This window comes from Xanthomonas sp. NCPPB 1826 (assembly GCF_056725285.1).
Map to the genome: position 1 here is coordinate 4,024,460 of NZ_CM161521.1, position 23,487 is coordinate 4,047,946.

Consider the following 23,487-nt stretch of genomic DNA (forward strand, 5'->3'; position numbering starts at 1 on the left):
GCACCGGTAAAATGCCTGCCCCACCGCGTTGGATAACCGCACCATGACGATCGATTTTTCCCAGGCCCGCGAAAAGATGGTCGAACAGCAGATCCGGCCGTGGGACGTGCTGGACCTGCGCGTGCTCGAGGTGCTGGCGCGCCTGCCGCGCGAAGCCTTCGTGCCCGAGGCCTACAAGACCCTGGCCTATGTCGACGTGGAAATCCCGCTGTCGGCCGGCCACAAGATGATGAAGCCGGTGGTGGAAGGCCGCATGTTGCAGGCGCTGGATCTGCAGCCGGGCGAAGACGTGCTGGAAATCGGCACCGGCAGCGGGTTTTCCACCGCCTGCCTGGCCGCGCTGGCCCGCGAAGTGCTGAGCCTGGAGATCGACCCGGCACTGGCCGCCGCTGCACGCGCCAATCTGGACAACAGCGGCCTGGGCAGCAACGTGCGTATCGAGACCGCCGACGTGTTCGGTTGGCAGAGCGAGCGCCGCTTCGACGCCATCTGTGTGACCGGCGCGGTCGAGTCGCTGCCGACGCAATGGCTGCAGTGGCTGCGCCCGAACGGCCGGCTGTTCGTGGTGCGCGGTCACGATCCGGTGATGGAAGCGGTCCTGGTCCGTGGCGACGTCAACGCGCCGCGCATCGAATCGTTGTTCGAAACCGACCTCGCCTATCTCCAGGGCGCCGCACCGACGCCCCGATTCCAATTCTGATTCCCAAGGAAGCTTCCCCGATGATCCGCCGATCCCTCGTCCTGGCGCTGGCCGCCGCCCTGTCTCCGATGGCTGCGAACGCCACCGATCTGCTGCAGGTCTACGAAATGGCCCGCAACGGCGATCCGCAGCTGGCAGTGGCCGAGTCCACCCGCCTGGTCAACCGGGAAGGTCAGGTGCAGGCGCGTGCGGCGTTGTTGCCGCAGTTGGACGGCACCGCCGGGTACACCCAGTCGCACCGCGAGCTGGAAGGCGTGGATGGCCGTTCGACCACCAAGCAGCGTCAATACGCGATCCAGGGCAACCAGACCATCTTCAACTGGGCGCAGTTCGCCAATCTGCGTGCACAGCGCGAAGTGGCCAAGGCGGCGGACTTCACGCTGGAATCGGCCAACAACGACCTGATCACCCGCACCTCGGCGGCGTATTTCCAGGTACTGGTAGGCATCGAATCGCTGGCGGCGGCAGAGACCAACGAAGCGGCTGCCAAGAAGCAGTTCGACTACGCCGACAAGCGTCTGGAAGTGGGCCTGGCACCGATCACCGACGTGCACGAAGCCCGCGCTCAGTATGACCAGGCGCGCGCCGACACCATCAATGCCCGCAATACGCTCAAGGATTACTACCAGGCACTGACCGAGCTTACCGGCCAGCCCGTCGTCGGCTTGCGCGCGTTGCCGGAAGAATTCCGCCCGGAAGTACCTGCCGCCTACAGCAATGTTGACCAGTTGGTCTCCACTGCCATCGCCGATAACCCGGCGTTGAAGGCGCAGCAGTTGCAGGTCAGCGCTGCCGAGGCGCAGGTCAATGCCGCGCGTGCGGGCCACTACCCCACCTTGAACCTTGGCGCTAACATCGGCCGCACCAACAGCTGGGGAGGCGCAGGCACCGTCGACCAGGCGGCCGGCAACTTCACCACCAGCGGCCGCGACATCGATACCGATTCGATCGGCATCACGCTGTCGATTCCGATCTTCGCTGGCGGTGCCACCCAGTCGGCCGTGCGTCAGGCGCTGTCGCAGCGCGATATCCAGCAGGACACCTACGAGCAGCAGAAGCGCGCGCTGGATCGCAACACGCGCAATGCCTACCAGACCGTGGTCGCCGGCATCAGCGAAGTGGAAGCACGCCGCCTGGCCGTGGTCTCCGCGCAGGCCGCTTACGACGCTTCGCAGGTGGGTCTGGAAGTCGGTACGCGCACCGTGCTGGACGTGGTGCAGAACCAGCGCACCTTGTTCCAGGCGCAGCTGAACTACGCGCAGTCGCGCTACAACTTCCTGCAGAACCGTCTGCTGCTGGGCCAGGCGATCGGCAAGCTCGACATCACCGACCTGCAGGACGTGAACCGTCTGCTGTCGCAGGATGCAGAGTCCAAGCTGCAGGGCAGTGGCTCGCTGCAGTAATGCGGGCGGATAGGTAACTAAAGAGGCGGGCGCAGGCCCGCCTTTTTTATGTCCGATGCACGCGCGTACCTGGCTGCGTGCGATCTCTGCGATGACTGCGGCATTAGCCGCTGATCTGCGACTTGGCTGCAGGGCCCTTGCCCGCCCACCATCGCGGGACACGCTGCAAGTACGTCCCTGTAAGCTCTTACGCGGCATCCATGCCGCGTCAGGTCCCGCGACGGTGAACGGGCAAGGACCAGTCAAGGTGGTCGGTGTGCAGGTTTGCAAGCAATTTCAACAAAGCAACCGGCGAACTCTCTGGTGCGGTGTCCTCGCCGGTTGCGGGACCGTGCGGCGGCATGGATGCCGCCACCGAGCCTCCAGGGATGGATTCACGGCATGTCCCACGAGCGGCGAGGACACCGCACGCTGGAACAATGCGGCTTGAGACTCTCCAGATGACGCTCAAAGCGGCTGATAACACGACTGCGCGATCGCCACGTCCTGTTGGCACTCCAAGGCCGTTGGATGACGCGCATTAGCGTGACTGCGCCTGCACTGCAACGCTGCAGTGCAGGCGCAGTGACATCCTCAGGACGCCGCGCCCTCACTCACCACCGGGGGCAGGTCCGGTGCGATTTGCACCAGCGTCCGCGCCACCGCGCCCTTGCCATTGGCAACCAAGGCCAGCCCTGCTGCGGCCATCGCCTCGCGCTGGGCTGGGTCGCCGAGCAGGCGCGCAAGATCGTGGTAGACGCAGTCGGCATCGTCGCAGATGGCCACCGCATCGGCCTCGCGCATGCGCCGCGAAATCTCCGAGAAATTGTGCAGATGCGGGCCGGTGACTGCCGGCGTGCCGACTGCTGCCGGTTCGAGCAGATTGTGCCCGCCGATCGGCTGCAGACTGCCGCCGACGAAGGCGACCTGCGCGCAGGCGTAGAAGCTCATCAGCTCACCCAGGGTATCGATGACAAACACCTTGTCGCGCGCCTGCGGCCATTGCTGGCTCTTGCGCGTGGACACGGCCCAGCCACGCTCGCGCGCCACGGCCTCGACCTTGGGAAAGCGCTCCGGGTGGCGCGGCGCCCATAACATCAGCAGATCAGGAAACTGCAGCAGCAGGCGCGCATGGATGTCGGCCACGGCCGCTTCCTCGCCTTCGTGCGTGCTGGCGGCAATCCACACCGGCCGCGTTGCCGGCACATGCGTATGGAACTGCGCGACCAGGGCCTGCAACTGCGCAGGCGCGGCGATATCGAATTTGAGATTGCCCAGTGCGATCACCTGGTCGGGCCGCGCACCCAGCGTGATGAAGCGTTCGGCATCGTCGTGCGACTGCGCCGCCACGCAGGTGACGCTGCGCAGCGCGCGGCTGATCAACGGCGCCAGCAGGCGATAGCCACGCAGCGAGCGCGCCGACAACCGCGCATTGAGGATGTACACCGGAATCCTGCGATCGCGGCAGCCGAACAACATGTTGGGCCACAGTTCGGTTTCCAGGATCAACGCCAGGCGGGGGCGGAAATGCTCCAGGAACCGGCCGACGCTGCCAGGTACGTCATAGGGCAGATACACGTGGTCCACCGCATCGCCCCAGACGGCGCGCACGCGCTCGGAGCCGGTGGGGGTGATGGTGGTGATGACCCAGCGGATATCCGGACGCTGCGCGCGCAAGGCGTTGACCAGCGGCGCAGCGGCATTGACCTCGCCCACCGACACCGCATGCACCCACACGCGCGGGCGACCGCAGGCATGCGTGTAGGAGGCATAGCGCTCGTTCCAGCGGTTGAAGTATTCGCGCACGCGAAAACCGCGCCACACCAGGTGGTACACCGTCACCGGCAGCAACAGGTACAACAGCGCCGAGTACAGTCCGCGCAACAGCCATTCGATCGGGTCTTTCCGCATCGCTGCAGGATACGGGAGCGTTGCGGCGTGCGCATGTGCACGCCGACGCGCGCGCGTGATCCCTTAGAATTGACGCATGTCCGAACCCGCCAACGTCGCTGTCCGCCCTTCACTGCGCAACCCCAGGCACTGGCCGATGTATCTGGCCCTTGCCGTCATGGTGATCGCCGGGCGCCTGCCCTGGACGCTGCAGCGCGCGCTCGGCCGTGGCGTGGGCTGGATCGCGATGCGCCTGGCCGGCACACGTCGGCGCGCTGCCGAGGTCAACCTCAAGCTATGTTTTCCCGAACAGGACGATGCCTGGCGGGCGCGGCTGTTGCGCGACAGTTTCGATGCGCTGGGCGTGGGCCTGTTCGAATTCGCGCGTGCCTGGTGGGGCAGCATCGATGCCATCCGGCCGGGTGTGCAGGTCGAAGGGCTGGAACATCTGCACCGTCTGCAGGAACAAAAGCGCGGCGTGTTGCTGGTGTCCGGCCACTTCATGACGCTGGAGATGTGCGGGCGGCTGCTATGCGATTACGTACCGCTGGCCGGCATGTACCGCAGGCATCGCAATCCGGTGTTCGAGTGGGCGGTCAAGCGCGGGCGGCTGCGCTATGCCACGCACATGTTCGCCAACGAGGATCTGCGCGCCACCATCAAGCACCTCAAGCGCGGCGGTTTCCTGTGGTACGCGCCGGATCAGGACATGCGCGGCAAGGACACCGTGTTCGTGCCGTTTTTCGGGCATCCGGCCTCCACCATCACCGCCACCCACCAGTTGGCGCGGCTGACCGGCTGCGCGGTGGTGCCGTACTTCCATCGGCGCGAAGGTGGCCGCTACATCCTCAAGATCGCACCGCCGCTGGCAGACATCCCTTCCGACGATGTGATCGCCGATACCGCGCAGGTCAATGCGGCGATCGAGGACATGGTGCGCGAGGCGCCGGACCAGTACCTGTGGATCCATCGGCGCTTCAAGCGCCAGCCGGGCGGGCGCAGCGAATTCTATCGCTGATGTCGGCGGGTCTCATGCCTGCGCTGCGTGCAGCCGCAGCAGCGCACGGACGTGCGGCGAGTCAGCGCGGCGGCTGCTGATCTGCGTCGTCGTTGAGCAAGGCACCGGCATACAGGCCGGCCAGCATCAGGCTCAGCCCGCCCCAGAAGCTGGAATAGAACGCCAGATGCGTATTGAGCGGGAACACGGTTGCCACCAGCGCGATCATTGCCGGGCGTGCCTGCGCGCGCGCAGCCAGGCTGGAGTAGCGCCACGCGCGCCAGGCCTGGGCCGCACCGGCCAGCCACAGCAGCAAGCCGATCACCCCGGTTTCGGCCAGGATTTCCAGCACGATCTGATGCGCATGGAAGGCCGGCCCGTCGCCCCATGCCGGCGCCTGCGCGGGGGCCGGATTGCAGGCCGGATACGCCTGCCGAAATCCGCGTGCGCCCACGCCATTGAGCGGATGCGCGCGGATCATGCACAGCGCCGCGCCCCAGATCTGCGCACGCCCGGACAGGGCCTGGTCGACGCCCTGCTCGCCATCGCTAAAGGCCAGGGCGGTGCGCTGGATCCGCTCGCGCGCCTGCGGCGCCACCGCCACCACGCCGGCCGCCAGCAGCGCGCCGATCAGCGCCACTCCCAGCAGGCGACGGCCACCCAGCAACTGCCAGCCGGACAGCAGCACGATCACGCCGTAGGTGATCCACGACGCCCGCGAACCGGCCAGCACCAACACCACCCCGACCGCCGCCGCAGCGCCCGCCCAGGCCCAGGTATGGCGCCGGCCCAGCGCCAGTAACAGGAAGGGCGACAGGCTGGCCAGGGTCTGGCCGAACTTGAGGTTGCACGGCCCCAGCACGCCGCTGAGGCGGTCGACCAGGGCCAGCTCCTGCGGCGTGCACAGGCCATGCCCGCTGATCAGCTGCTTGATCTGATCCAGGCCGAAGAACAACGGGCTGTTGCCGAACGCAGCCTGCAGCAGCGCATCCAGCGTCCACACCGCGCCGATCACTGCCAGGCCGGTGAAGGTGCGCCGACGCCGCTGCGCATTGGCCACCGCGATCGCGCACAACCACATGAAAGGCAGATAGCGCAGATCGGTGGCCGACTTGCGCAGCGCGCGGCCCACGTCCACCGCATCGAACGCCGACAGCATCTGCGGCAACCAGTACGCGAAGAACAACACACTGGTCAGCGCCCAGGCCGCACCGCTGAGCAGCCGGGTGCCGCCGCGGAACCGCGCGTGCAGCAGGCGATACGCCGCAAACAGCGCGCCCAGCGACAACACCGTTTCGGCCAGCCCGGGCGTGGGCCACAGGGCCACGAACAGGATCACCCACAGCGGCGCCCAGCGACCGGCATCGGGCGTCAGCACGGACGCGGGAGGGATGGCCTCAGCGGCGGAGTTCGTCATAGACCTTCAGGGTGGCCGCTTGCATGGCCTGCAACGTATAGGGAAGCACGGCGGGCGGTGTCGGCGCCTGCTGCAGCAAATGAAGCGCCTGGGTGCGCAAGGCAGCGGCATCGAAGGCCGGCACCGCGCCACCGGGTTGCAACTCGGCCAGCAGCTCGCCGACGCCGCCATGCGCCCACCCCAGCACTGGCCGGCCTACTGACAAGGCCTCCACCACGGTGCGGCCGAAGGCCTCGGGTTTGCGCGACAGCTGCAGCACCAGCTCGCTGGCGGCATAGGCCTCGGCGATGCGTGCGGTGGGTTCGGTGAAGGCGACCGCCTCGGCCACGCCCAGTCTGGTGGCCTCGGCTTCCAGCTCGCGCAGATAGGCCTCGCGGCCCGGCTCGCGCGCGCCCGGCAGCCACAACCAGGCCGGCACGCCGGCAGCGCGTACGTCGGCAAGCAGTTGCAGACCGTCGGTGTGCCCCTTCAGGCGGGTGCCGCGCCCGGGCAGCAGCAGCAGTGGCGCATCGGCCGGCAGGCCGGGCAGCATGCTCTGTGCCCAGGTGCGCGCGCGTCGATCCGGATGCGGGCGACGCGGAAACTGCGCGATATCGACACCACGCGGTATCGTGCGCAAGCGCGCGCTGTCGGTCTGCGGATAGTGCGTGCAGACGTACTCGCGCACCGTCTGCGACACGCAGATCACCCGCTCGCCGTAGGTCATCACAGCGCTGTAGCGGCTGGGCGAGTTGAGCCCGTGCACGGTGGTGACAAAGCGCGGCCGCGTGGCTGGCGGCATGCCGCGCAACGCGTACCAGCCCAGCCAGGCCGGCAGGCGCGAACGCGCATGCACGATGTCGGCGCCCAATTCGGCGAACAGCCGGCGCAGGCCGACCACATGACGCAAGGTCAGCAGCGACTTGCGCCCGATGTCCAGGGTGAGATGTTCGCCGCCCGCCTCCAGCAGCGGCTGGACCAGGCGACCGCCGGCCGACACCACCACCGCGCGGTGGCCGGCGCGCACCAGCGCAGCGGCGATTTCCAGGGTGGAGCGCTCGACGCCGCCGGACTGCAGCGCCGGCAGCAGTTGCACCACGGTCAGGCGGTGCATCCGGCCAGGATCAGTCGGCGAGCACGAACAGCGCGCCGCAGTACGGGCACTTGGCTTCGCAGTTGGGCTCGTCTTCGATCGGCAGGTATACGCGCGGATGCGAGTTCCACAACGCCATCTGCGGCGTCGGGCAGCTCAGCGGCAGATCGCTGCGATGCACGGTGTAGCGCGATTCGGCATTGGCGGGCGCGGTGGCGGTCTGGCTCATGGCGGCACGATCGTAGAGGCAAAGGCAGAGCGCGGATTCTAGCAGCCTGCGTGGTGATCGGCCCATTGAGCGGGCGACGCCGGTTTGGGTGGCGATGGTCTCGACGCCAGCGCGGGCGCCGGCAACCTCGAGAGATGCGGCAGGTTCGGCAGGGCCGCGGCCTTGCTGGTCCGGCAGCGCCAGGCCACCCCACACGGACATCGCGCTTATCATCGCCTGACCATGGCGCACCGCCCCGCGCCTGCGCCCCGTGTCCGGATCGCACGCAGCACTCGGCCGGACCTGCCCTGCGGTATCGCACCCAAGGAGACATCGCCACGTGACCTCGTCTGTTGTGCTGTTGCACCCGCGTGAGCTGTTGCTCCGGCTGGTTGTCGCCCTGGGCTGCGCTGCGCCGCTGTCGGTGAGCGCGGCAATTGAGTTTTCGAGTTCGTTCGAGCCCGGGCAACCGTTGCCGGTGAGCGCGGCGGCAGGCGATGTGCAGATTGCCATCGGTACCGGCCCGGCCGCGCCGTATGCGGCCAAGCCCAACGCCGGCTACAGCGGTGCGCATGCCTTGCGGTATCAAAGTCATGCCGCTGGTGGGCGGCGCACCCTGTTTACCGCCGATGTCCCGATCGGTGCCGATACGACGCTGTCGTGGCTGGTATTGCCGGAGAGTGTGGGCGGCGAGCATGTGGCGTCGACCTACGTGTCCCTGGATCTGCTGCTGGACGACGGCACGCGCGTGTCTGCCAGCGCTGCGCGGGATCAGCATGGCGTCGCGCTAGCTGCGCAGGCGCAAGGCGAGTCGAAGACGCTGTATCCGCAGCAATGGGCGCGCAAGGCGGTGCGGCTGGGCGACGTGCCCGGCCTGCGTGGCCGCCGTGTGCGTGCGATCGAGCTGGACGTTGCGCCGCCCGCAGGCGCGACCAGTGCCGGTTGGATCGACGATATCGCGCTTGCCGAGGTGCCGCTGACGCCGGCAACGCGTCCGTCGGATTGGGTGCTGACTACACGCGGCACGCAATCCAATGGCACGTTCTCGCGCGGCAATAATTTCCCTGCAACGGCCGTGCCGCATGGCTTCAACTTCTGGACGCCGGTGACCGATGCGGGCACGCTGACCTGGCTGTATCGCTGGAACGAACACAACGATGCGGACAATCGCCCGCGCCTGCAGGCGTTGTCGCTCAGCCATCAGCCCAGCCCGTGGATGGGCGACCGCCAGACCTTTCAGGTGATGCCGTCGCTGGCCGCCGGCGTGCCGCCAGCCGATCGTAAACAGCGTGCACTGACGTTTTCGCATGCCAATGAAACTGCGCGTCCCTATCGCTACGCGCTGCGGTTGGATAACGGGATCCAGGCCGAGATCGCACCGACCGACCATGCCGCGCTGTTCCGCTTTCGCTTCCCGGCGCAGGGCGATGCCAATCTGGTGTTCGACAATGTGGACGCGCGCGGCGGGCTGCGCCTGGATGCGGCAACACAGACGCTCTCCGGCTACACCGATGTGCGTAGCGGGCTATCGACCGGCGCCACGCGCATGTACGTCTATGCCAGCTTCGACACGCCGTGGAAAACCAGCGGCCTGAGCGGTACCGGCCGGCCCACCGGCTGGATCAAGTTCGATGCAGGCAGCACCCGGCAGGTGCAGATGCGTATTGCCACCTCGCTGATCTCGCTGGATCAGGCCAAGCACAACCTGGCCCTGGAAATCGCGCCGCAGGCAACATTCGAGCAGGTTGCCACGCGTGCGCAGGACGCCTGGGATGCGTTGCTGGGACGCCTGGAGGTGCCCGATGCCACCGCCGACCAGAAGACCACGCTGTACTCCAACCTGTACCGCCTGCACCTGTACCCCAACTCCGGCCATGAGAACGTCGGCAGCGCCAGCGCACCGGACTGGCGTTACGCCAGCCAGAGCAGTTGGTCGGACGACAACATCGATGGCAGCGCGGTGCGCAGCTTTGCGCCGATCCGCGATGGTCGGGTCTATGTCAACAACGGCTTGTGGGACACCTTTCGCACTGCATGGCCGGCGTACGCCTTGTTCGCGCCCGACGATGCCGGTGCGCTGGTGCAAGGCTTTCTGGAGCAGTCGCGCGCGGGCGGCTGGGTGGCGCGCTGGTCGTCGCCCGGCTATGCCGATCTGATGGTCGGCACCAGTTCCGACGTGGCCTTTGCCGATGCCTGGCTCAAGGGCGTGCAGGGCTTCGATCCGCTTGAGGCGTATGTTGCCGCACGCAAGAACGCCACCGTGGTGGCGCCCGACAGGCATGTCGGCCGCAAGGGCATGGCACGTTCGACCTTTCGCGGTTATGCCGATACCGACACGCACGAAGGCATGTCGTGGTCGATGGAAGGCGCGCTCAACGACTTCGGTATCGCCAACATGGCCGATGTGCTGGCCACGCAGGCGAAAACAGCCACGGCGCGCGAGCGTTACGCAACCGAGGCTTTGTATTTCCGTCACCGCGCGGCGGGCTATTCGGCACTGTTCGATCCGGCGATCGGGTTCTTCCAGGGCCGCACGCCGGACGGCAACTGGCGCGTGGACGCGGCACAGTACGATCCGCGCGTCTGGGGCCACGATTACACCGAGTCCAGCGGCTGGACGTTTGCGTTCACCGCACCGCACGATGGGCAAGGCCTGGCCGCGTTGTATGGAGGACGCGCCGGTCTGGCAGCGAAGCTGGATACGTTCTTCGCCACCCCCGAGACCGCCGAGGCCAGGTTCGCCGGCTCTTACGGCGACACCATTCACGAAATGACCGAAGCGCGCGACGTGCGCATGGGCATGTACGCGCACAGCAACCAGACCGCGCACCATATCCCGTGGATGTACCTGTACGCCGGGCAGCCATGGAAGACGCAACGCCTGACCCGCGAGATCCTGGCGCGCCTGTACCTGGGCAGTGAGATCGGCCAGGGCTATCCCGGCGATGAGGACAACGGCGAAATGTCGGCGTGGTATCTGTTCGCAGCGCTGGGGCTGTATCCGCTGCGCATGGGTACGCCGGACTATGTGATCGGCTCGCCGCTGTTCAAGCACGCCAGCCTGCGCTTGCCCAACGGCCGGACGCTGACGGTCAATGCGCCGCAGAATTCGCCGCAAAACGTCTACGTGCAATCGCTCAAGGTCAACGGCAAGCCCTGGCGCAAGACCTGGTTGCCGCATGCAGACATCGCCAATGGTGCGACGCTGGACTTCGTCATGGGGCCGACGCCCTCGCGCTGGGGCACCGGGCCGGACGATGCGCCGCCATCGCTGACGCCTGCGGGTGAACGCCCTGCCCCGTTGCGCGATGTGCTCGGAGACACGGCGCGCATCACCCTGGCCGATGGTGCCGATGTCGCTGCACTGCATGACGACGATGCGGGGACGGTCGCTGCAGTTGCATCGGCATCGACACTGACGTTCAGCGGCATGGCGCGCGGCACGCCGACGCTCTACACGCTGACCAGCGGCAACGCAGCGATTGCGGCGAGCGGATGGACGCTGGAAGCGCGGACGACCGATGGTGCGTGGAAGGTGGTCGATCAGCGCCGCGAGGAAACGTTTGACTGGCCATTGCAGACGCGGCCGTTTCGCATTGCTGCACCTGGTGCGTATGCCGAGTATCGGCTGCGATTCAGCGCACCTGCGAAACTGCAACTGGCGGAGATCGAGTTGTTGGGGGCTGAACCTGCGGCGCGTTGAGGCGCCGGTCTCGCATCGCTGATCGCGCTGCTTTCTGCAGGCAGGTGACTGCAGGATGCAGGCACCTGCTCACGCAATCGACGGAGTTGCACGAGGGCTGCCGGAGCGGGGTTTCACTGCAACGTCAGCAGCGCTGGTGAACCGCCCCCTCCCCCACCCCCCGCTCCGCGCCCCGGCCCGCGCTTGCGGCGTGGGCACTTCAAGGCACGCGTGCCAGTGGCGCGCAAGCAGTGCCTTGTCGCCCCGGGGCGGAGAGGGGCTTTGGTGCGGTGCGTCTGGTGCCGCTAGCGAATCGGTTTGCGGTGTTTTCCCGGTGGGGGATCTCAACCGCTATTTTTTTCGCTGGCGTTCTTCTCGGCATCGCGCTGCCGGCGGATCTGCGCATCCACCGCCGCGATCGCGGTCATGTTCATCACCCGGCGCGAGGTGGCGCTGGTGGTGAGGATGTGCACCGGCTTGGAGATACCCATCAGGATCGGGCCGATCGCCACGCCGTCGGTGAACACGCGCACCAGGTTGTAGGCGATGTTGGCCGCCTCCAGGTTCGGCAGCACGAACAGGTTGGCGCGGCCCTTGAGGGTGCTGTTGGGCATGATCTGCTTGCGCAGCGCCTCGTCCCAGGCGGTGTCGCCCTGCATTTCGCCGTCGATGTTGAGCTCGGGCTTGCGCTTGAGCAGAGCCTCGCGCACCTGGCGCATCTTCAGCGCATCGCGCGAGTCGTGGCTGCCGAAGTTGGAGTGCGACAGCAGCGCGATGTTGGGCTCGATGCCGAACAGCTTCAGGCGGTACGCAGCCTGCAGCGTCGCCTCGACCACCTGCTCCACGGTCGGGTCTTCCTGCACATGCGTGTCCAGGAAGAAGAACACGCCCAGCTGGTTGATCACGCCGGTCATCGCCGAGGTGGAGCTGACCCGCGGCTCCAGCGGAATCACGCTGCGTGCGTAGCCCAGCTTCTTGTGGAAACGGCCGACCACGCCGGACAGCATCGCATCGGCTTCGCCACGCGCCACCATCACCGCGGCGATCAGGGTCGGACGCGAACGCATCAGTTCCTTGGCGGCGGTGACGGTCACGCCGCGACGCTCGGTGAGCGCGTGGTAGTACTGCCAGTATTCGTTGAAACGGGGATCGTCGAGGATGTTGGTGATCTCGAAATCCACCCCGGCGGTCAGGCGCAGGCCCATGCGCTCGATGCGCGCCTCGATGACGTCCGGGCGGCCGATCAGGATCGGGAACGCCAGGCCTTCGTCGACCACGTTCTGCACTGCGCGCAGCACCACTTCCTCTTCGCCCTCGGCATACACCACGCGCTGCTTGTCGGCGCGCGCGCGGTCGTAGACCGGCTTCATCATCAGGCTGGTGCGGTAGACGAACTGGCCGAGCTTGTCGCGATAGGCCTCCATGTCGGTGATCGGGCGCGTGGCCACGCCCGAATCCATCGCCGCCTGCGCAACGGCGGACGACAGCTCCACCAGCAGGCGCGGGTCCAGCGGACGCGGAATCAGGTATTCCGGGCCGAAGCTCGGGGTCTCGCCGCCGTAGGCCGCGCCCAGGTCGGAGGCCTCGCGCCGCGCCATCGCCGCAATCGCCTTGACGCAGGCGATCTTCATTTCCTCGTTGATGCCGGTGGCACCCACGTCCAGCGCGCCGCGGAACAGATACGGGAAGCACAGCACGTTGTTGATCTGGTTCGGGTAGTCCGAACGGCCGGTGCCGATGATGCAATCCGGACGCACCGCCTTGGCCGCTTCCGGGGTGATTTCCGGGTTGGGATTGGCCAGCGCGAAGATTACCGGCTGGCGCGCCATGCTGGCGACCATCTCCGGCTTGAGGATGCCGGCCGCCGACAGGCCCAGGAAGATGTCCGCGCCCTCGACGATCTCGGCCAGGGTGCGCTTGTCGGTGTCGCGCGCATAGCGCTGCTTGTCCGGGTCCAGGTCGGTACGGCCGGTGTGGATCACGCCGTCGCGGTCCAGCGCCAGGATGTTTTCCGGCTTCAGGCCCAGCGAGACCAGCATGTTGACGCAGGAGATGCCGGCCGCGCCCATGCCGGTGGTGGCCAGCTTGACCTCTTCGATCTTCTTGCCGGTGACCACCAGCGCGTTGAGCACGGCGGCGCCGACGATGATCGCGGTGCCATGCTGGTCGTCATGGAACACCGGGATGTTCATGCGCTCGCGCAGCTTGCGCTCGACGATGAAGCACTCCGGCGCCTTGATGTCTTCCAGATTGATGCCGCCGAAGGTCGGCTCCAGGCTGGCGATGATGTCGACCAGCTTGTCCGGGTCGTTCTCGTTGATCTCGATGTCGAACACGTCGATGCCGGCGAACTTCTGGAACAGCACGCCCTTGCCTTCCATCACCGGCTTGGAGGCCAGCGGGCCGATGTTGCCCAGGCCCAGCACGGCGGTGCCGTTGGTGATCACCGCCACCAGATTACCGCGCGCGGTGAGCTCGCTGGCCTGGGTGGGTTCCTCGACGATCGCCTCGCAGGCGAAGGCCACGCCCGGCGAATACGCCAGCGACAGATCGCGCTGGGTCAGCATCGGCTTGGTCGCGGTGACCTTGATCTTGCCGGCCGGCTGCTGGCGGTGGTAGTCGAGGGCGGCCTGTTTGAAGTCGTCGTTGGACATCGGCTGTGTGGGTCTCGAAGGCGCAGGAGGGCTGAATTCTACCCTCCTGCCTGAACAAGGGCCTGTCGCGCAGCTGTCGGCGTGGCAGGAAGATCGCAGGCTGCAGCGCGTCGTGCGCGGCGGCCAGTGTGGGCTGGAAGCGGAAACGGCCCTGCACCCCGCCGGCAGCGCCGACGGACTACAGGGCCGCAGGAAGCATCAGCGTGCGCTGATCGGGGCGACGACGTCGGTCGAGGCCACCGGTGCCTGCAGCGGCGGCGAGCCGCCATCCAGCACCAGCTTGAGCTGGTCGCGGTCCAGCGCATTTTCCCAGCGCGACACCACCACGGTGGCGACCGCGTTGCCGATGAAGTTGGTCAGCGAGCGGCACTCGCTCATGAAGCGGTCCACGCCCAGGATCAGCGCCATGCCGGCCACCGGCACGTCCGGCACCACCGACAGCGTGGCGGCCAGGGTGATGAAGCCGGCGCCGGTCACGCCGGCCGCACCCTTGGAGCTGAGCATTGCCACCGCCAGCAGGGTGATCTGCTGGCCCAGGCTCAGGTCCACATTGGTGGCCTGGGCGATGAACAACGCGGCCAGGGTCATGTAGATGTTGGTGCCATCCAGATTGAACGAGTAACCGGTCGGCACCACCAGGCCCACCACCGACTTCTCGCAGCCGGCCTTTTCCATCTTCTCCATCAGCGACGGCAGTGCCGACTCCGACGAGGAGGTCCCCAGCACCAGCAGCAGTTCGGCCTTGAGGTAGCGGATCAGCTTGAGCACCGAAAAGCCGCACAACCGGCACACGATGCCCAGGATCACCAGCACGAAGAACAGCGAGGTCAGGTAAAACGAACCCACCAGCCAGGCCAGATTGACCAGCGATTCCACCCCGTACTTACCGATGGTGAAGGCGATCGCACCGAACGCACCGATCGGCGCGGCCTTCATCAGCATGTGCACCAGGCGGAACACCGGCGCGGTCAGCGCTTCCAGGAAGCTCAGCACCGGGCGGCCACGCTCGCCGACCAGGGCCAGCGCGATCCCGAACAGCACCGCCACGAACAGTACCTGCAGGATGTTGCCATCGACGAAGGCGCTGACCAGCGTGGCCGGGATGATGTCCATCAGGAAGCCGACCAGGCTCAGCTCGTGCGACTTCTGCACGTAGGTGTTGACCGCGCTCTGATCCAGCTCGGCCGGGTTGATGTTCATGCCGGCGCCGGGCTGCACCACGTGCGCCACGATCATGCCCACGATCAACGCCAGCGTGGAGAAGAACAGGAAGTAGGTCATCGACTTGGCGAAGACCCGGCCCACCGTCTTGAGGTGGGTCATGCCGGCGATGCCGGTGACGATGGTCAGAAAGATCACCGGGGCGATGATCATCTTCACCAGCTTGATGAAGGCATCGCCCAGCGGCTTCAGGCTTTCGGCGAAGGCCGGCTCGAAGTGGCCCAGCAGGGCACCCAGGACGATCGCCACCACCACCTGGAAATACAGCTGACGGTAAAACGGGACGGGCGCCGGCAAGGGGCCGGCAGGCTTGCTGATGTGCATGACGCCACTCCGAGGGAACATAGAGGGTGCCTGAGCAGGTACCCGGTGCGGGCATTCTGGCCGTACGTCACAGCCCGAGCCGATAGCCCATTGGTACTACGCACTGTCCCCGGGCTGAACGTCGCCTTACACTTCAGCCGCGCCACCACCGGCCGTTAATTCCGTTTAACGCAGACACCGATTCCTGTGTTGTTGGCCGTCCGGAACCTGCGCGCTTGCTGAAGCTGTTCAGTGCGACCGCCATGGCAGGACGCCCGGCCCCTTCTCCTTGCCGAAGACCACACCTATGCGCCTCAATCCGCTCGTTCTCGCGTTGGCCATCGCCGCCGCGCCCGCTGCCGCCAATGCGGCCACCTCGCTGGAAAACTGGCCCACCAAATACACCTTCGGGGATGGCACCGAGCTCGGCCTGACCGGCAACTATGCCTACGACGACAACAACTTCTCCGGCGACGACCGCCTGGAAGACCGCACCGACTTCCGCCGCAAGGAATTCGGCGCCACCCTCAAGAAGAAGGGCGTCTACGACGCCATGGTGTATTTCGACTTCGAGTCCAAGCTGTGGCTGGACGTGTTCTTCCGCGTCGAGACCAAGGCGCTGTTCGGCCAGGACTACGGTCGCGTGCGGATGGGCTACATGAAGGTGCCGGTGGGTCTGGAAGCGGTGCAGAGCTCGCGTGCCGGCAGCTTCATGGAACTGGGCCTGCCGATCCAGGCGGTGTTCCAGGGCCGTCGCACCGGCGTGGAATGGACGCTGGAGCGCCAGCAGTACCTGCTGCAGGCCGGCGCCTACGGCGGCAAGGACCTGCAGGGCGACAACCCGGGCACCACCCAGGCCGTGCATGCCGCCTGGACCCCGTTCAAGGCCGAAGGCAACGTGCTGCACCTGGGCCTGGCCGGTTCGGTGGAAAACCCGCGCGGCTTCAGCGACGGCCGCGGCGTGTCGTTCAGCCCGCGCGTGCGCCTGCGTGCCCGCCCGGAAGCCGGCCTCACCGACGTGCGCCTGATCGACACCGGCACCATTCTCGACGTGGACCACGTGATCCGCGCCGGCGTGGAAGCGGTGTGGATCCACGGCCCGTTCTCGCTGCAGAGCGAAGCGCTGCGCGCCGAGGTAGCACGTAACAACAACCTGCCGCATTACATCGCGCAGGGCCAATACCTCTATGGCACCTGGACGCTGACCGGCGAGTCGCGCAGTTATGCCGGCGGCGTACCGGGCAACATCAAGCCGGCGCACGATTACGGCGCGGTCGAGCTGACCGCCCGCTACAGCCGCCTGGATCTGGAAGACAACCGCGTCAGCGGCGGCCGCCAGCACGACACCACCATCGGCGCCAACTGGTACCTCACCAGCCACTTCAAGATGCAGGCCAACTACAGCTGGGTGGATGCCACGCGCAACGGCGTGCATGAAACCCCGCATGTGATGGAGCTGCGCGCGCAGGTGCAGTTCTAAGCCTTATCGCGCAACGCTGACCCGGGTCTTGTCGGCCGCGGGTTGGCTTCGGTTGACCGCTTCGACGTGGCAACCTGTCCATTCAAGCCAGCATGCAGGCCCCTGCGGCCGCATCCTTCCGGGGATGCGGCCGCAGTCGTTTTCGGGGCGCCGTGGTGGCGATGGCTGCACGATGCATCGGCGCACCGCCATACTTGTCGGCATGTACGCCTCGCAACGCCGTCGTCTGCTGCTCACCCTGACCATCGTGTTGGGCGGGATGCTGGTGGCCATGCTGGCAGCCGGGCACTTTGTCGAACAGAACGCCCTGCACGAGGAAAGCGCCACCGTGCGGCGCCAGCTGCGCCTGTACGCGCAGGCCCTGCAGCAACGCATCGATCGCTATCGCACGCTGCCGCAGATCCTGGCGCTGGACCCGGAACTGCGCGCGGCCGTTTCCGGCCCGTTGTCGGCCGCGCAGGTGGAGCGGCTCAATCGCAAACTGGAACGCGCCAACAACGTCACCCAATCCTCCACGCTGACGCTCATCAACCACGACGGCATCGCGCTGGCTGCCAGCAACTGGCGCGCAGCGCGCAGCAACGTGGGCGTGGACTACGCCTTCCGCCCGTATTACCAGCAGGCACGGAGCAACGGCAGCGGCAGTTTTTACGGCATCGGCATGACCACCAGCGAACCCGGCTACTTCCTGTCGCAGGCCATTGTCGATCCCGATGGCCAGGTACAGGGCGTGGTGGTGATCAAGATCGCGCTGGCCGCGCTGGAACGCGAGTGGCTGCAGACCCCCGACATCGTGCTGGCCTCCGACGCGCATGCGGTGGTGTTCCTGGCCAGCCGCCCGCAGTGGCGCTACCGCATGCTGGCCCCGCTGAGCCTGCGCGATCGCAGCGAATTGCGCAGCACCCGCCAGTACGCCGACCAGGGCTTGCTGCCGCTGCGGCGCCGGTTGATCGAGCAGACCGGCAACGGCGGCGTGCTGGCCGAGGTCAGCGACCCACCGCTCGCCGGCCCGGTGCTGTGGCAGACCCTGGAGGTGCCCGAAAGCGGCTGGCGCCTGCATCTGCTGCACGACACCCGCGCCAGCGCGGCGGCCGGCCGCGCCGCGGCGATTGCCGCGGCCGGTGCGTGGTTGGCGCTGGCGCTGCTGTGGTTGTTCGTGCAGCAGCGGCGGCGCCTGTCCGCGTTGCGCCAGCGCAGCCGGCACGAGCTGGAGACACTGCTGCAACAACATGCCGAAGAACTGCGTACCGCGCAGGATGGCGTGGTCACCGCCGCGCAACAGGCCAACGCCGGTCTGAGCCGCAGTCTGGAACACCTGCCGCAGGGCGTGGTGGTGATCGACGAGGCGCTCAATCTGGTGGCGTGGAATTCGCGCTATGTGGAGCTGTTCCGCTTCCCGCCCGAACTGCTGAAGATCGGCCGGCCGATCGAAGACCTGTTCCGCTTCAACGCACGCCGCGGCCTGCTCGGACCAGGGCCGATCGAAGCGGCGATCGAACGCCGCCTCAATCATCTGCGCAGCGGCAAACCGCATATGCGCGAGAGCGAGAAGGAAGACGGCACCGTGCTGGAAATCCGCGGCAATCCGCTGCCCGATGGCGGATTCGTCACCAGCTATGCCGACATCACCAGTTACAAGAACGCCGCGCGCGAGCTGCGCTCGCTGGCCGATGCACTGGAACACCGCGTGGCCGAACGGACTCGCGACCTGGCTGCGGCCAAGCGCGAGGCCGAGAGCGCCAACCGCTACAAGACCCGCTTTGTCGCCTCGGCCGTGCACGACCTGCTGCAACCGCTCAACGCCGCGCGCATGTTCGTCTCGGTCCTGCGCGGACAGGTGCGCGAGGCCGGCAGCGCGCGCGTGGTCGACAACATCGAAGGCGCACTCGCCGCGCAGGACGCCATCCTCAACAGCCTGCTGGACATCTCGCGGCTGGAGGCCGGCAGCCTGAAGACCCAGGTGCGCGATTTCGCCATCGCCCCGCTGCTGGAAACGCTGGCCCGCGAGTTCGGCATCCTGGCCGAAGACCGCGGCCTGGTGCTGGATTGGGTGCCCACGTCCGCGGTGGTGTTGAGCGATGAAAACCTGCTGCGGCGCATCCTGCAGAACTTCCTGTCCAACGCCATCCGCTACACCCCGCGCGGGCGGGTGCTGATCGGTTGCCGTCGTCGCGGCGGCTGGCTGCGCATCGAGGTGCACGACCAGGGGCCCGGCATTCCCGAGGCCTTGCAGGAAGAGATCTTCGAAGAATTCCGGCGCCTGGACGACGGCGTGGCCAACGATCGCGGCGCCGGTCTGGGCCTGGCCATCGTCGAGCGCATCGGCCGGCTGCTCGGCCACCGCATCGGCCTGCGTTCCACGCTGGGCAGCGGCAGCGTGTTTTCGGTAACCGTGCCGCTGGGCGAACGCGCGGCCATCGTCAGGCAATTGCCGCCGCCAACCACCACCACCGCAGAAAACGCCAACGACCCGATCCTGCACGGCTGCCGCGTGTGGTGCGTGGACGACGACCCGCGCGTGTGCGAGGCCAGCCGTGCCCTGCTGGAACGCTGGGAATGCCGCGTGGACTTTGCCGGCGGACCCGACGAGGCATTGGCCGCCGCTAGCCCCGACGAGGTGCCGGAGCTGCTGTTGCTGGATGTGCGCATGGGCGAGCACTACGGCCCCATGCTGCTGCCGCAGTTGGTGCAACGCTGGCAACGCGAACCGCGCGTGATCCTGGTCACCGCCGAACCCGACCCGGCGCTGCGCGAACACGCGCTCGACCTGGGCTGGGGATTCCTGACCAAGCCGGTGCGCCCGCCCGCGCTGCGCGCACTGGTCACCCAGATGTTGTTGCGGCGCGGGTAGTTTGCCCGGCTGCCGGCACGGCATGCGGCCTCGTACTTGATGCAGAGCGGTAGCACGCGCGTCGCTCAAGACTGATCTGCGCATCGGCAGCTCGAGACAGCGTTCGTTTCTACGCCCTGGATCGATAAACGCCCACGTCTCGCGGACTCCCTGCATGCACCTGCTGCTTGCCACGTTCGTCGCATCGCCGCCAAGTCGAGTCGAGCATTGCTCCGGCGTGGTTGATGTTCAACGCGCATCAGTCGATGAGAAAGCAACAATTATCAATGCTGGCCCGCTCCACCAGAATCGATCGCCTCACCTATCAGACGCACGTGCATACCTATCGTGGAGGGCGATCTATGCAGACTTCGAACCTTGAGGCAACGCGGCAGTCGAAACTGGGGATGGTGCTGAGGGTGACCTCGGGCAACTTCCTCGAGCAGTTCGACTTTTTCCTGTTTGGTTTCTACGCAACCCAGATCGCCGCGGTGTTCTTCCCGGCGAGCAATGAATTCGCTTCGCTGATGATGACCTTTGCGGTGTTTGGCGCAGGCTTTCTGATGCGCCCACTGGGCGCGGTGATCCTGGGCGCCTACATCGACGATGTCGGGCGTCGCAAGGGCTTGATCGTCACCCTGGCGATCATGGCCAGCGGCACGGTGCTGATCGTACTGGTGCCGGGCTATGCCAGCATCGGTTTGTGGGCACCGGCACTGGTGCTGCTCGGACGGCTACTGCAGGGCTTCTCGGCGGGTGCCGAAATGGGCGGTGTGTCGGTGTATCTGGCCGAGATGGCCACGCCGGGGCGGCGCGGCTTCTATGCCAGTTGGCAGTCGGCCAGCCAGCAGGTGGCCATCGTCGCTGCGGCCGCCATCGGCTATGCGCTCAACCAGCTGATGCCACCGCAGGATCTGGCGCAGTGGGGCTGGCGGATTCCCTTCGCCATCGGTTGCGTCATCATCCCCTTCATCTTTTTGCTGCGGCGGCGCCTGGAAGAGACTGCGGAGTTCGCGCAGCGCACCCAGCGGGTGACGATGAAGCAGGTGATGCGCGGGCTGGCGAACAATGCCGGCACCGTGATTGCCGGCGGCTTGATGGTGGCGCTGACGACGACCGTGTTCTATCTGATCACCGTATACGCACCGACCTTCGGCAAGAGCGTGCTCAAGCTCAGCACCGGCGACGCATTGATCGTGACGCTGCTGGTGGGCATCTCCAACTTCCTCTGGCTGCCGATCGGCGGCGCGCTCAGCGACCGCTTCGGCCGCAAGCCGTTGCTGGTGACCATGGCGGTGGTGTGCGCACTGAGCGCCTATCCGGTGCTCGCGTTCCTTGCATCCGCACCGAGCTTTGCGCACATGTTGCAGGCGCTGCTGTGGCTGTCCTTCCTGTACGGCATCTACAACGGCGCCATGATTCCCGCGCTCACCGAACTGATGCCGGCGCATGTGCGGGTGGCGGGCTTCTCGCTCGCCTACAGCCTGGCCACGGCAGTCTTTGGCGGGTTTACGCCGGTGATGTCGACCTGGCTGATCCATGTCAGCGGCGACAAGGCGGCCCCTGGGTACTGGCTGGTGTTCGCATCGGTGTGCGCGCTGTTGGCGACGCTGTTCCTGTATCGCCGGCATGGCAACGCAGCGACAGCGACCGGCCTCGATCCGGCTGCGGGAGCGGCGAAATGATGCGTGCCCTCTGGAAAGGATTGCTGGCTGCGGTTGTCGCCACGGCCCTGCTATCGCCGGCCGCAGCCGCGCAGGATCTGACCGTGATGACCTCCGGCGGTTTCACTGCCGCCTTCGAACGTCTGGCGCCGCAGTACAGCAGGCAGACCGGGGTGACGGTTGCGACATTGCACGGCCCTTCGATGGGACAGACGCCGCAAGCCATTCCCAACCGGCTTGCGCGTGGCGAGCATGCCGATGTGGTGATCATGGTGGGCAGCGCACTGCAGAAACTGATCGATGCAGGACTGGTGGACCCGGCATCGCGGGTGGAGCTGGCCGATTCCCGCATCGGCATGGTGGTGCGCAGTGGCGCACCCAAGCCGAAGATCGATACCGTCGAACAGTTCAAACACGCGTTGCTGCAGGCCGATTCCGTTGCCTATTCCGACAGCGCCAGTGGCGTCTACATCGAGACCACGCTGTTCAAGCAGTTGCAGATCCAGGGCCCGATGATGGCCAAGAGCCGCAAGATCGAACGCATCCCGGTGGGCTCGGTGGTGGCCGACGGCAGTTATCAGCTGGGCTTTCAGCAGGTGGCCGAACTGCTCCCGGTGGCAGGCGTGGATGTTGTCGGCAAGATCCCCGAGCCGCTGCAGTCGATCACGCGCTATGCGGCGGGCGTGCCGGTCAACGCGGATCATCCCGCAGCGGCCAGGCGCCTGCTTGCCTACCTGCAGTCGGGTGACGCGCAGGCGGTCGCGCGCGCGACCGGCCTGGATCCGGTCTCACCGTGAGCGCGCGGGCATCCGTCGCACCAGTTCCGCCAGTTCGAGCGCGGTCGGTGTCAGCGTCCGTCCGCGGCGTTTGAGGATCCCCACGTTGCGCAACACCTCCGGTTCGACCAGCGGCACCGCGGCCAGCACCGGATGCGGGCCGGAAGGCATGGCGATCGAAGGAACGGCGGCAATGCCGACGCCGGCCTCCACCAAGCCCAGCAATGTAGTGACGTGGCGGGTTTCGCAGATGCTCGGCTGCTCCGGCGTGAATGCAGACAGCGCCCGATCCAGCACCAGCCGGTTGCCCGAGGTCTTGTCGAGCGTGATGTAGTCATGGCCATAGGCTTCCTGCCAGCTGACCTGCTCGCGCCCGGACAGGGGATGGTCCCGGCGGCAGGCAATCACATAGCGCTCCTGCAGCAGTGGCTCGAACTCGACCTCCGGTGCCAGGTTACCGCTGAAGCTGACGCCGAAGTCCGCCTCGCCGGAGGCCACTGCCGCACTGACGTGACTGGCGCTGCCATCGAACAGCCTGATGCGGATCTTCGGAAACAGCTGATGCAGTCCGTGAATCGCCTGGGGCATGAAGTAATACGCCGCAGACGGCACGCACGCCACGGTCACCGTGCCCATCCGGCTGGATCCGGCATCGCCGATGCTCATCAGCGCCATGTCCAGGTCGTCGAGCATGCGCTCGACCTGCGGCATGAACGCCTGCCCGACCGTGGTGAGCGCGACCTTGCGCGTGGTGCGCTCGAACAACTTGACGTTCAACGCCGACTCGAGCTTGTCGATCCGGCGGCTGAGCGCCGGCTGGGTGATGCGGATGCGTTCGGCAGCGCGGCGGAAGCTGCCGTTTTCGGCAACGGCACGGAATGCCTGTAGATCGTTGAGGTCGAATTTGATGGTCACGATGCCGCGGCTGCGATGTTCGATGGCGGTCGCCATAGCATAGACAGTTGCCTGCTGCGCTGCGTGCGCAGACGCGTGCAGATGCGGCGCGCGCGGCTTGCAACATTCGTGCAGGCGGTCATCGCCGCAGGACTGCATAGGCCTGTTTCCGACGCAGGTGATACCTGCACGCGCGGCGCATGGTTCGGGCATCGCCGCGATGCTGCCAACGCGCGCATTTGCAACGCGCGACGCTACGGCATGCCCAGCGTGGCGGCGCTCGTGCCTGCTAGAATGGCGATAATGATTCCCATTTA

Annotated in this window: 15 protein-coding genes; 8 read left to right on the top strand and 7 right to left on the bottom strand. The window is 66.7% G+C overall.

Annotated features, from left to right (window positions below; translation table 11 throughout):
- Positions 1-43 precede the first annotated feature (43 nt).
- Together AC1PLA_RS16895 and AC1PLA_RS16900 are read left to right on the top strand one after the other, a co-directional pair.
- Positions 44-700 carry a protein-L-isoaspartate O-methyltransferase family protein gene (locus AC1PLA_RS16895; protein ID WP_481104991.1) on the top strand — a complete coding sequence of 219 codons (657 nt, stop codon included), beginning with the start codon at positions 44-46 and terminating at the stop codon, positions 698-700.
- Positions 701-720: 20 nt separating this feature from the next.
- Complete coding sequence (locus tag AC1PLA_RS16900; protein WP_104560007.1) at positions 721-2,103, top strand: TolC family outer membrane protein; 1,383 nt, start codon at positions 721-723, stop codon at positions 2,101-2,103.
- A 573-nt stretch (positions 2,104-2,676) separates the two neighbouring features.
- On the opposite strand, the gene waaA is transcribed toward AC1PLA_RS16900, so the two are convergent.
- Positions 2,677-3,993 (bottom strand): lipid IV(A) 3-deoxy-D-manno-octulosonic acid transferase, encoded by a 1,317-nt coding sequence (gene waaA / locus AC1PLA_RS16905; protein ID WP_104542324.1) that lies wholly within the window; start codon positions 3,991-3,993, stop codon positions 2,677-2,679.
- A 76-nt stretch (positions 3,994-4,069) separates the two neighbouring features.
- On the opposite strand from waaA, the gene AC1PLA_RS16910 reads away from it, so the two are divergent.
- Positions 4,070-4,990, top strand: coding sequence for an LpxL/LpxP family Kdo(2)-lipid IV(A) lauroyl/palmitoleoyl acyltransferase (locus AC1PLA_RS16910; RefSeq protein ID WP_481104992.1), 921 nt, complete (start codon positions 4,070-4,072; stop codon positions 4,988-4,990).
- 61 nt (positions 4,991-5,051) lie between these two features.
- On the opposite strand, the gene AC1PLA_RS16915 is transcribed toward AC1PLA_RS16910, so the two are convergent.
- From AC1PLA_RS16915 to AC1PLA_RS16925, 3 genes are read right to left on the bottom strand one after another with little or no spacing between them, the layout of a single operon-like run.
- Positions 5,052-6,386: an O-antigen ligase family protein gene (locus AC1PLA_RS16915; RefSeq protein ID WP_481104993.1), complete on the bottom strand. Its 1,335-nt coding sequence runs from the start codon at positions 6,384-6,386 to the stop codon at positions 5,052-5,054.
- A complete protein-coding gene (locus tag AC1PLA_RS16920) occupies positions 6,367-7,479 on the bottom strand; it encodes a glycosyltransferase (RefSeq protein WP_481104994.1) in 1,113 nt (370 codons plus the stop codon). Before AC1PLA_RS16920 ends, AC1PLA_RS16915 begins: the two co-directional genes overlap by 20 nt.
- A 10-nt stretch (positions 7,480-7,489) precedes the next feature.
- The gene (locus AC1PLA_RS16925; protein ID WP_016902555.1) at positions 7,490-7,687 is read right to left on the bottom strand and encodes a zinc-finger domain-containing protein; all 198 of its coding nucleotides are present in this window, start codon (positions 7,685-7,687) and stop codon (positions 7,490-7,492) included.
- 319 nt (positions 7,688-8,006) lie between these two features.
- Between AC1PLA_RS16925 and AC1PLA_RS16930 the strand changes: the two genes are divergently transcribed.
- Positions 8,007-11,369 (top strand): GH92 family glycosyl hydrolase, encoded by a 3,363-nt coding sequence (locus AC1PLA_RS16930; protein ID WP_481104995.1) that lies wholly within the window; start codon positions 8,007-8,009, stop codon positions 11,367-11,369.
- A 323-nt stretch (positions 11,370-11,692) separates the two neighbouring features.
- Here AC1PLA_RS16930 and AC1PLA_RS16935 read toward each other — a convergent pair whose 3' ends face one another.
- Positions 11,693-14,002, bottom strand: a complete 2,310-nt coding sequence (locus AC1PLA_RS16935; RefSeq protein ID WP_016902553.1) for an NADP-dependent malic enzyme — start codon at positions 14,000-14,002, stop codon at positions 11,693-11,695.
- A gap of 198 nt (positions 14,003-14,200) precedes the next feature.
- Positions 14,201-15,547, bottom strand: a complete 1,347-nt coding sequence (locus AC1PLA_RS16940) for a dicarboxylate/amino acid:cation symporter (RefSeq protein WP_016902552.1) — start codon at positions 15,545-15,547, stop codon at positions 14,201-14,203.
- A 286-nt stretch (positions 15,548-15,833) separates the two neighbouring features.
- On the opposite strand from AC1PLA_RS16940, the gene AC1PLA_RS16945 reads away from it, so the two are divergent.
- The 4 genes from AC1PLA_RS16945 (at position 15,834) to AC1PLA_RS16960 (ending at position 22,297) form a co-directional block, all read left to right on the top strand.
- Positions 15,834-17,006, top strand: coding sequence for an OprO/OprP family phosphate-selective porin (locus AC1PLA_RS16945; RefSeq protein WP_481104996.1), 1,173 nt, complete (start codon positions 15,834-15,836; stop codon positions 17,004-17,006).
- 202 nt (positions 17,007-17,208) lie between these two features.
- Positions 17,209-19,857 carry a hybrid sensor histidine kinase/response regulator gene (locus tag AC1PLA_RS16950; RefSeq protein ID WP_481106220.1) on the top strand — a complete coding sequence of 883 codons (2,649 nt, stop codon included), beginning with the start codon at positions 17,209-17,211 and terminating at the stop codon, positions 19,855-19,857.
- A 314-nt stretch (positions 19,858-20,171) separates the two neighbouring features.
- Positions 20,172-21,521, top strand: coding sequence for a tricarballylate/proton symporter TcuC (tcuC, locus tag AC1PLA_RS16955; protein WP_481106221.1), 1,350 nt, complete (start codon positions 20,172-20,174; stop codon positions 21,519-21,521).
- A complete protein-coding gene (locus AC1PLA_RS16960) occupies positions 21,518-22,297 on the top strand; it encodes a substrate-binding domain-containing protein (protein WP_481104997.1) in 780 nt (259 codons plus the stop codon). The genes tcuC and AC1PLA_RS16960 overlap by 4 nt, the downstream gene beginning before the upstream one ends.
- On the opposite strand, the gene AC1PLA_RS16965 is transcribed toward AC1PLA_RS16960, so the two are convergent.
- Positions 22,289-23,191: a LysR family transcriptional regulator gene (locus AC1PLA_RS16965; RefSeq protein ID WP_026064333.1), complete on the bottom strand. Its 903-nt coding sequence runs from the start codon at positions 23,189-23,191 to the stop codon at positions 22,289-22,291. The genes AC1PLA_RS16960 and AC1PLA_RS16965 overlap by 9 nt on opposite strands.
- Between the last annotated feature and the right edge of the window lie 296 nt (positions 23,192-23,487).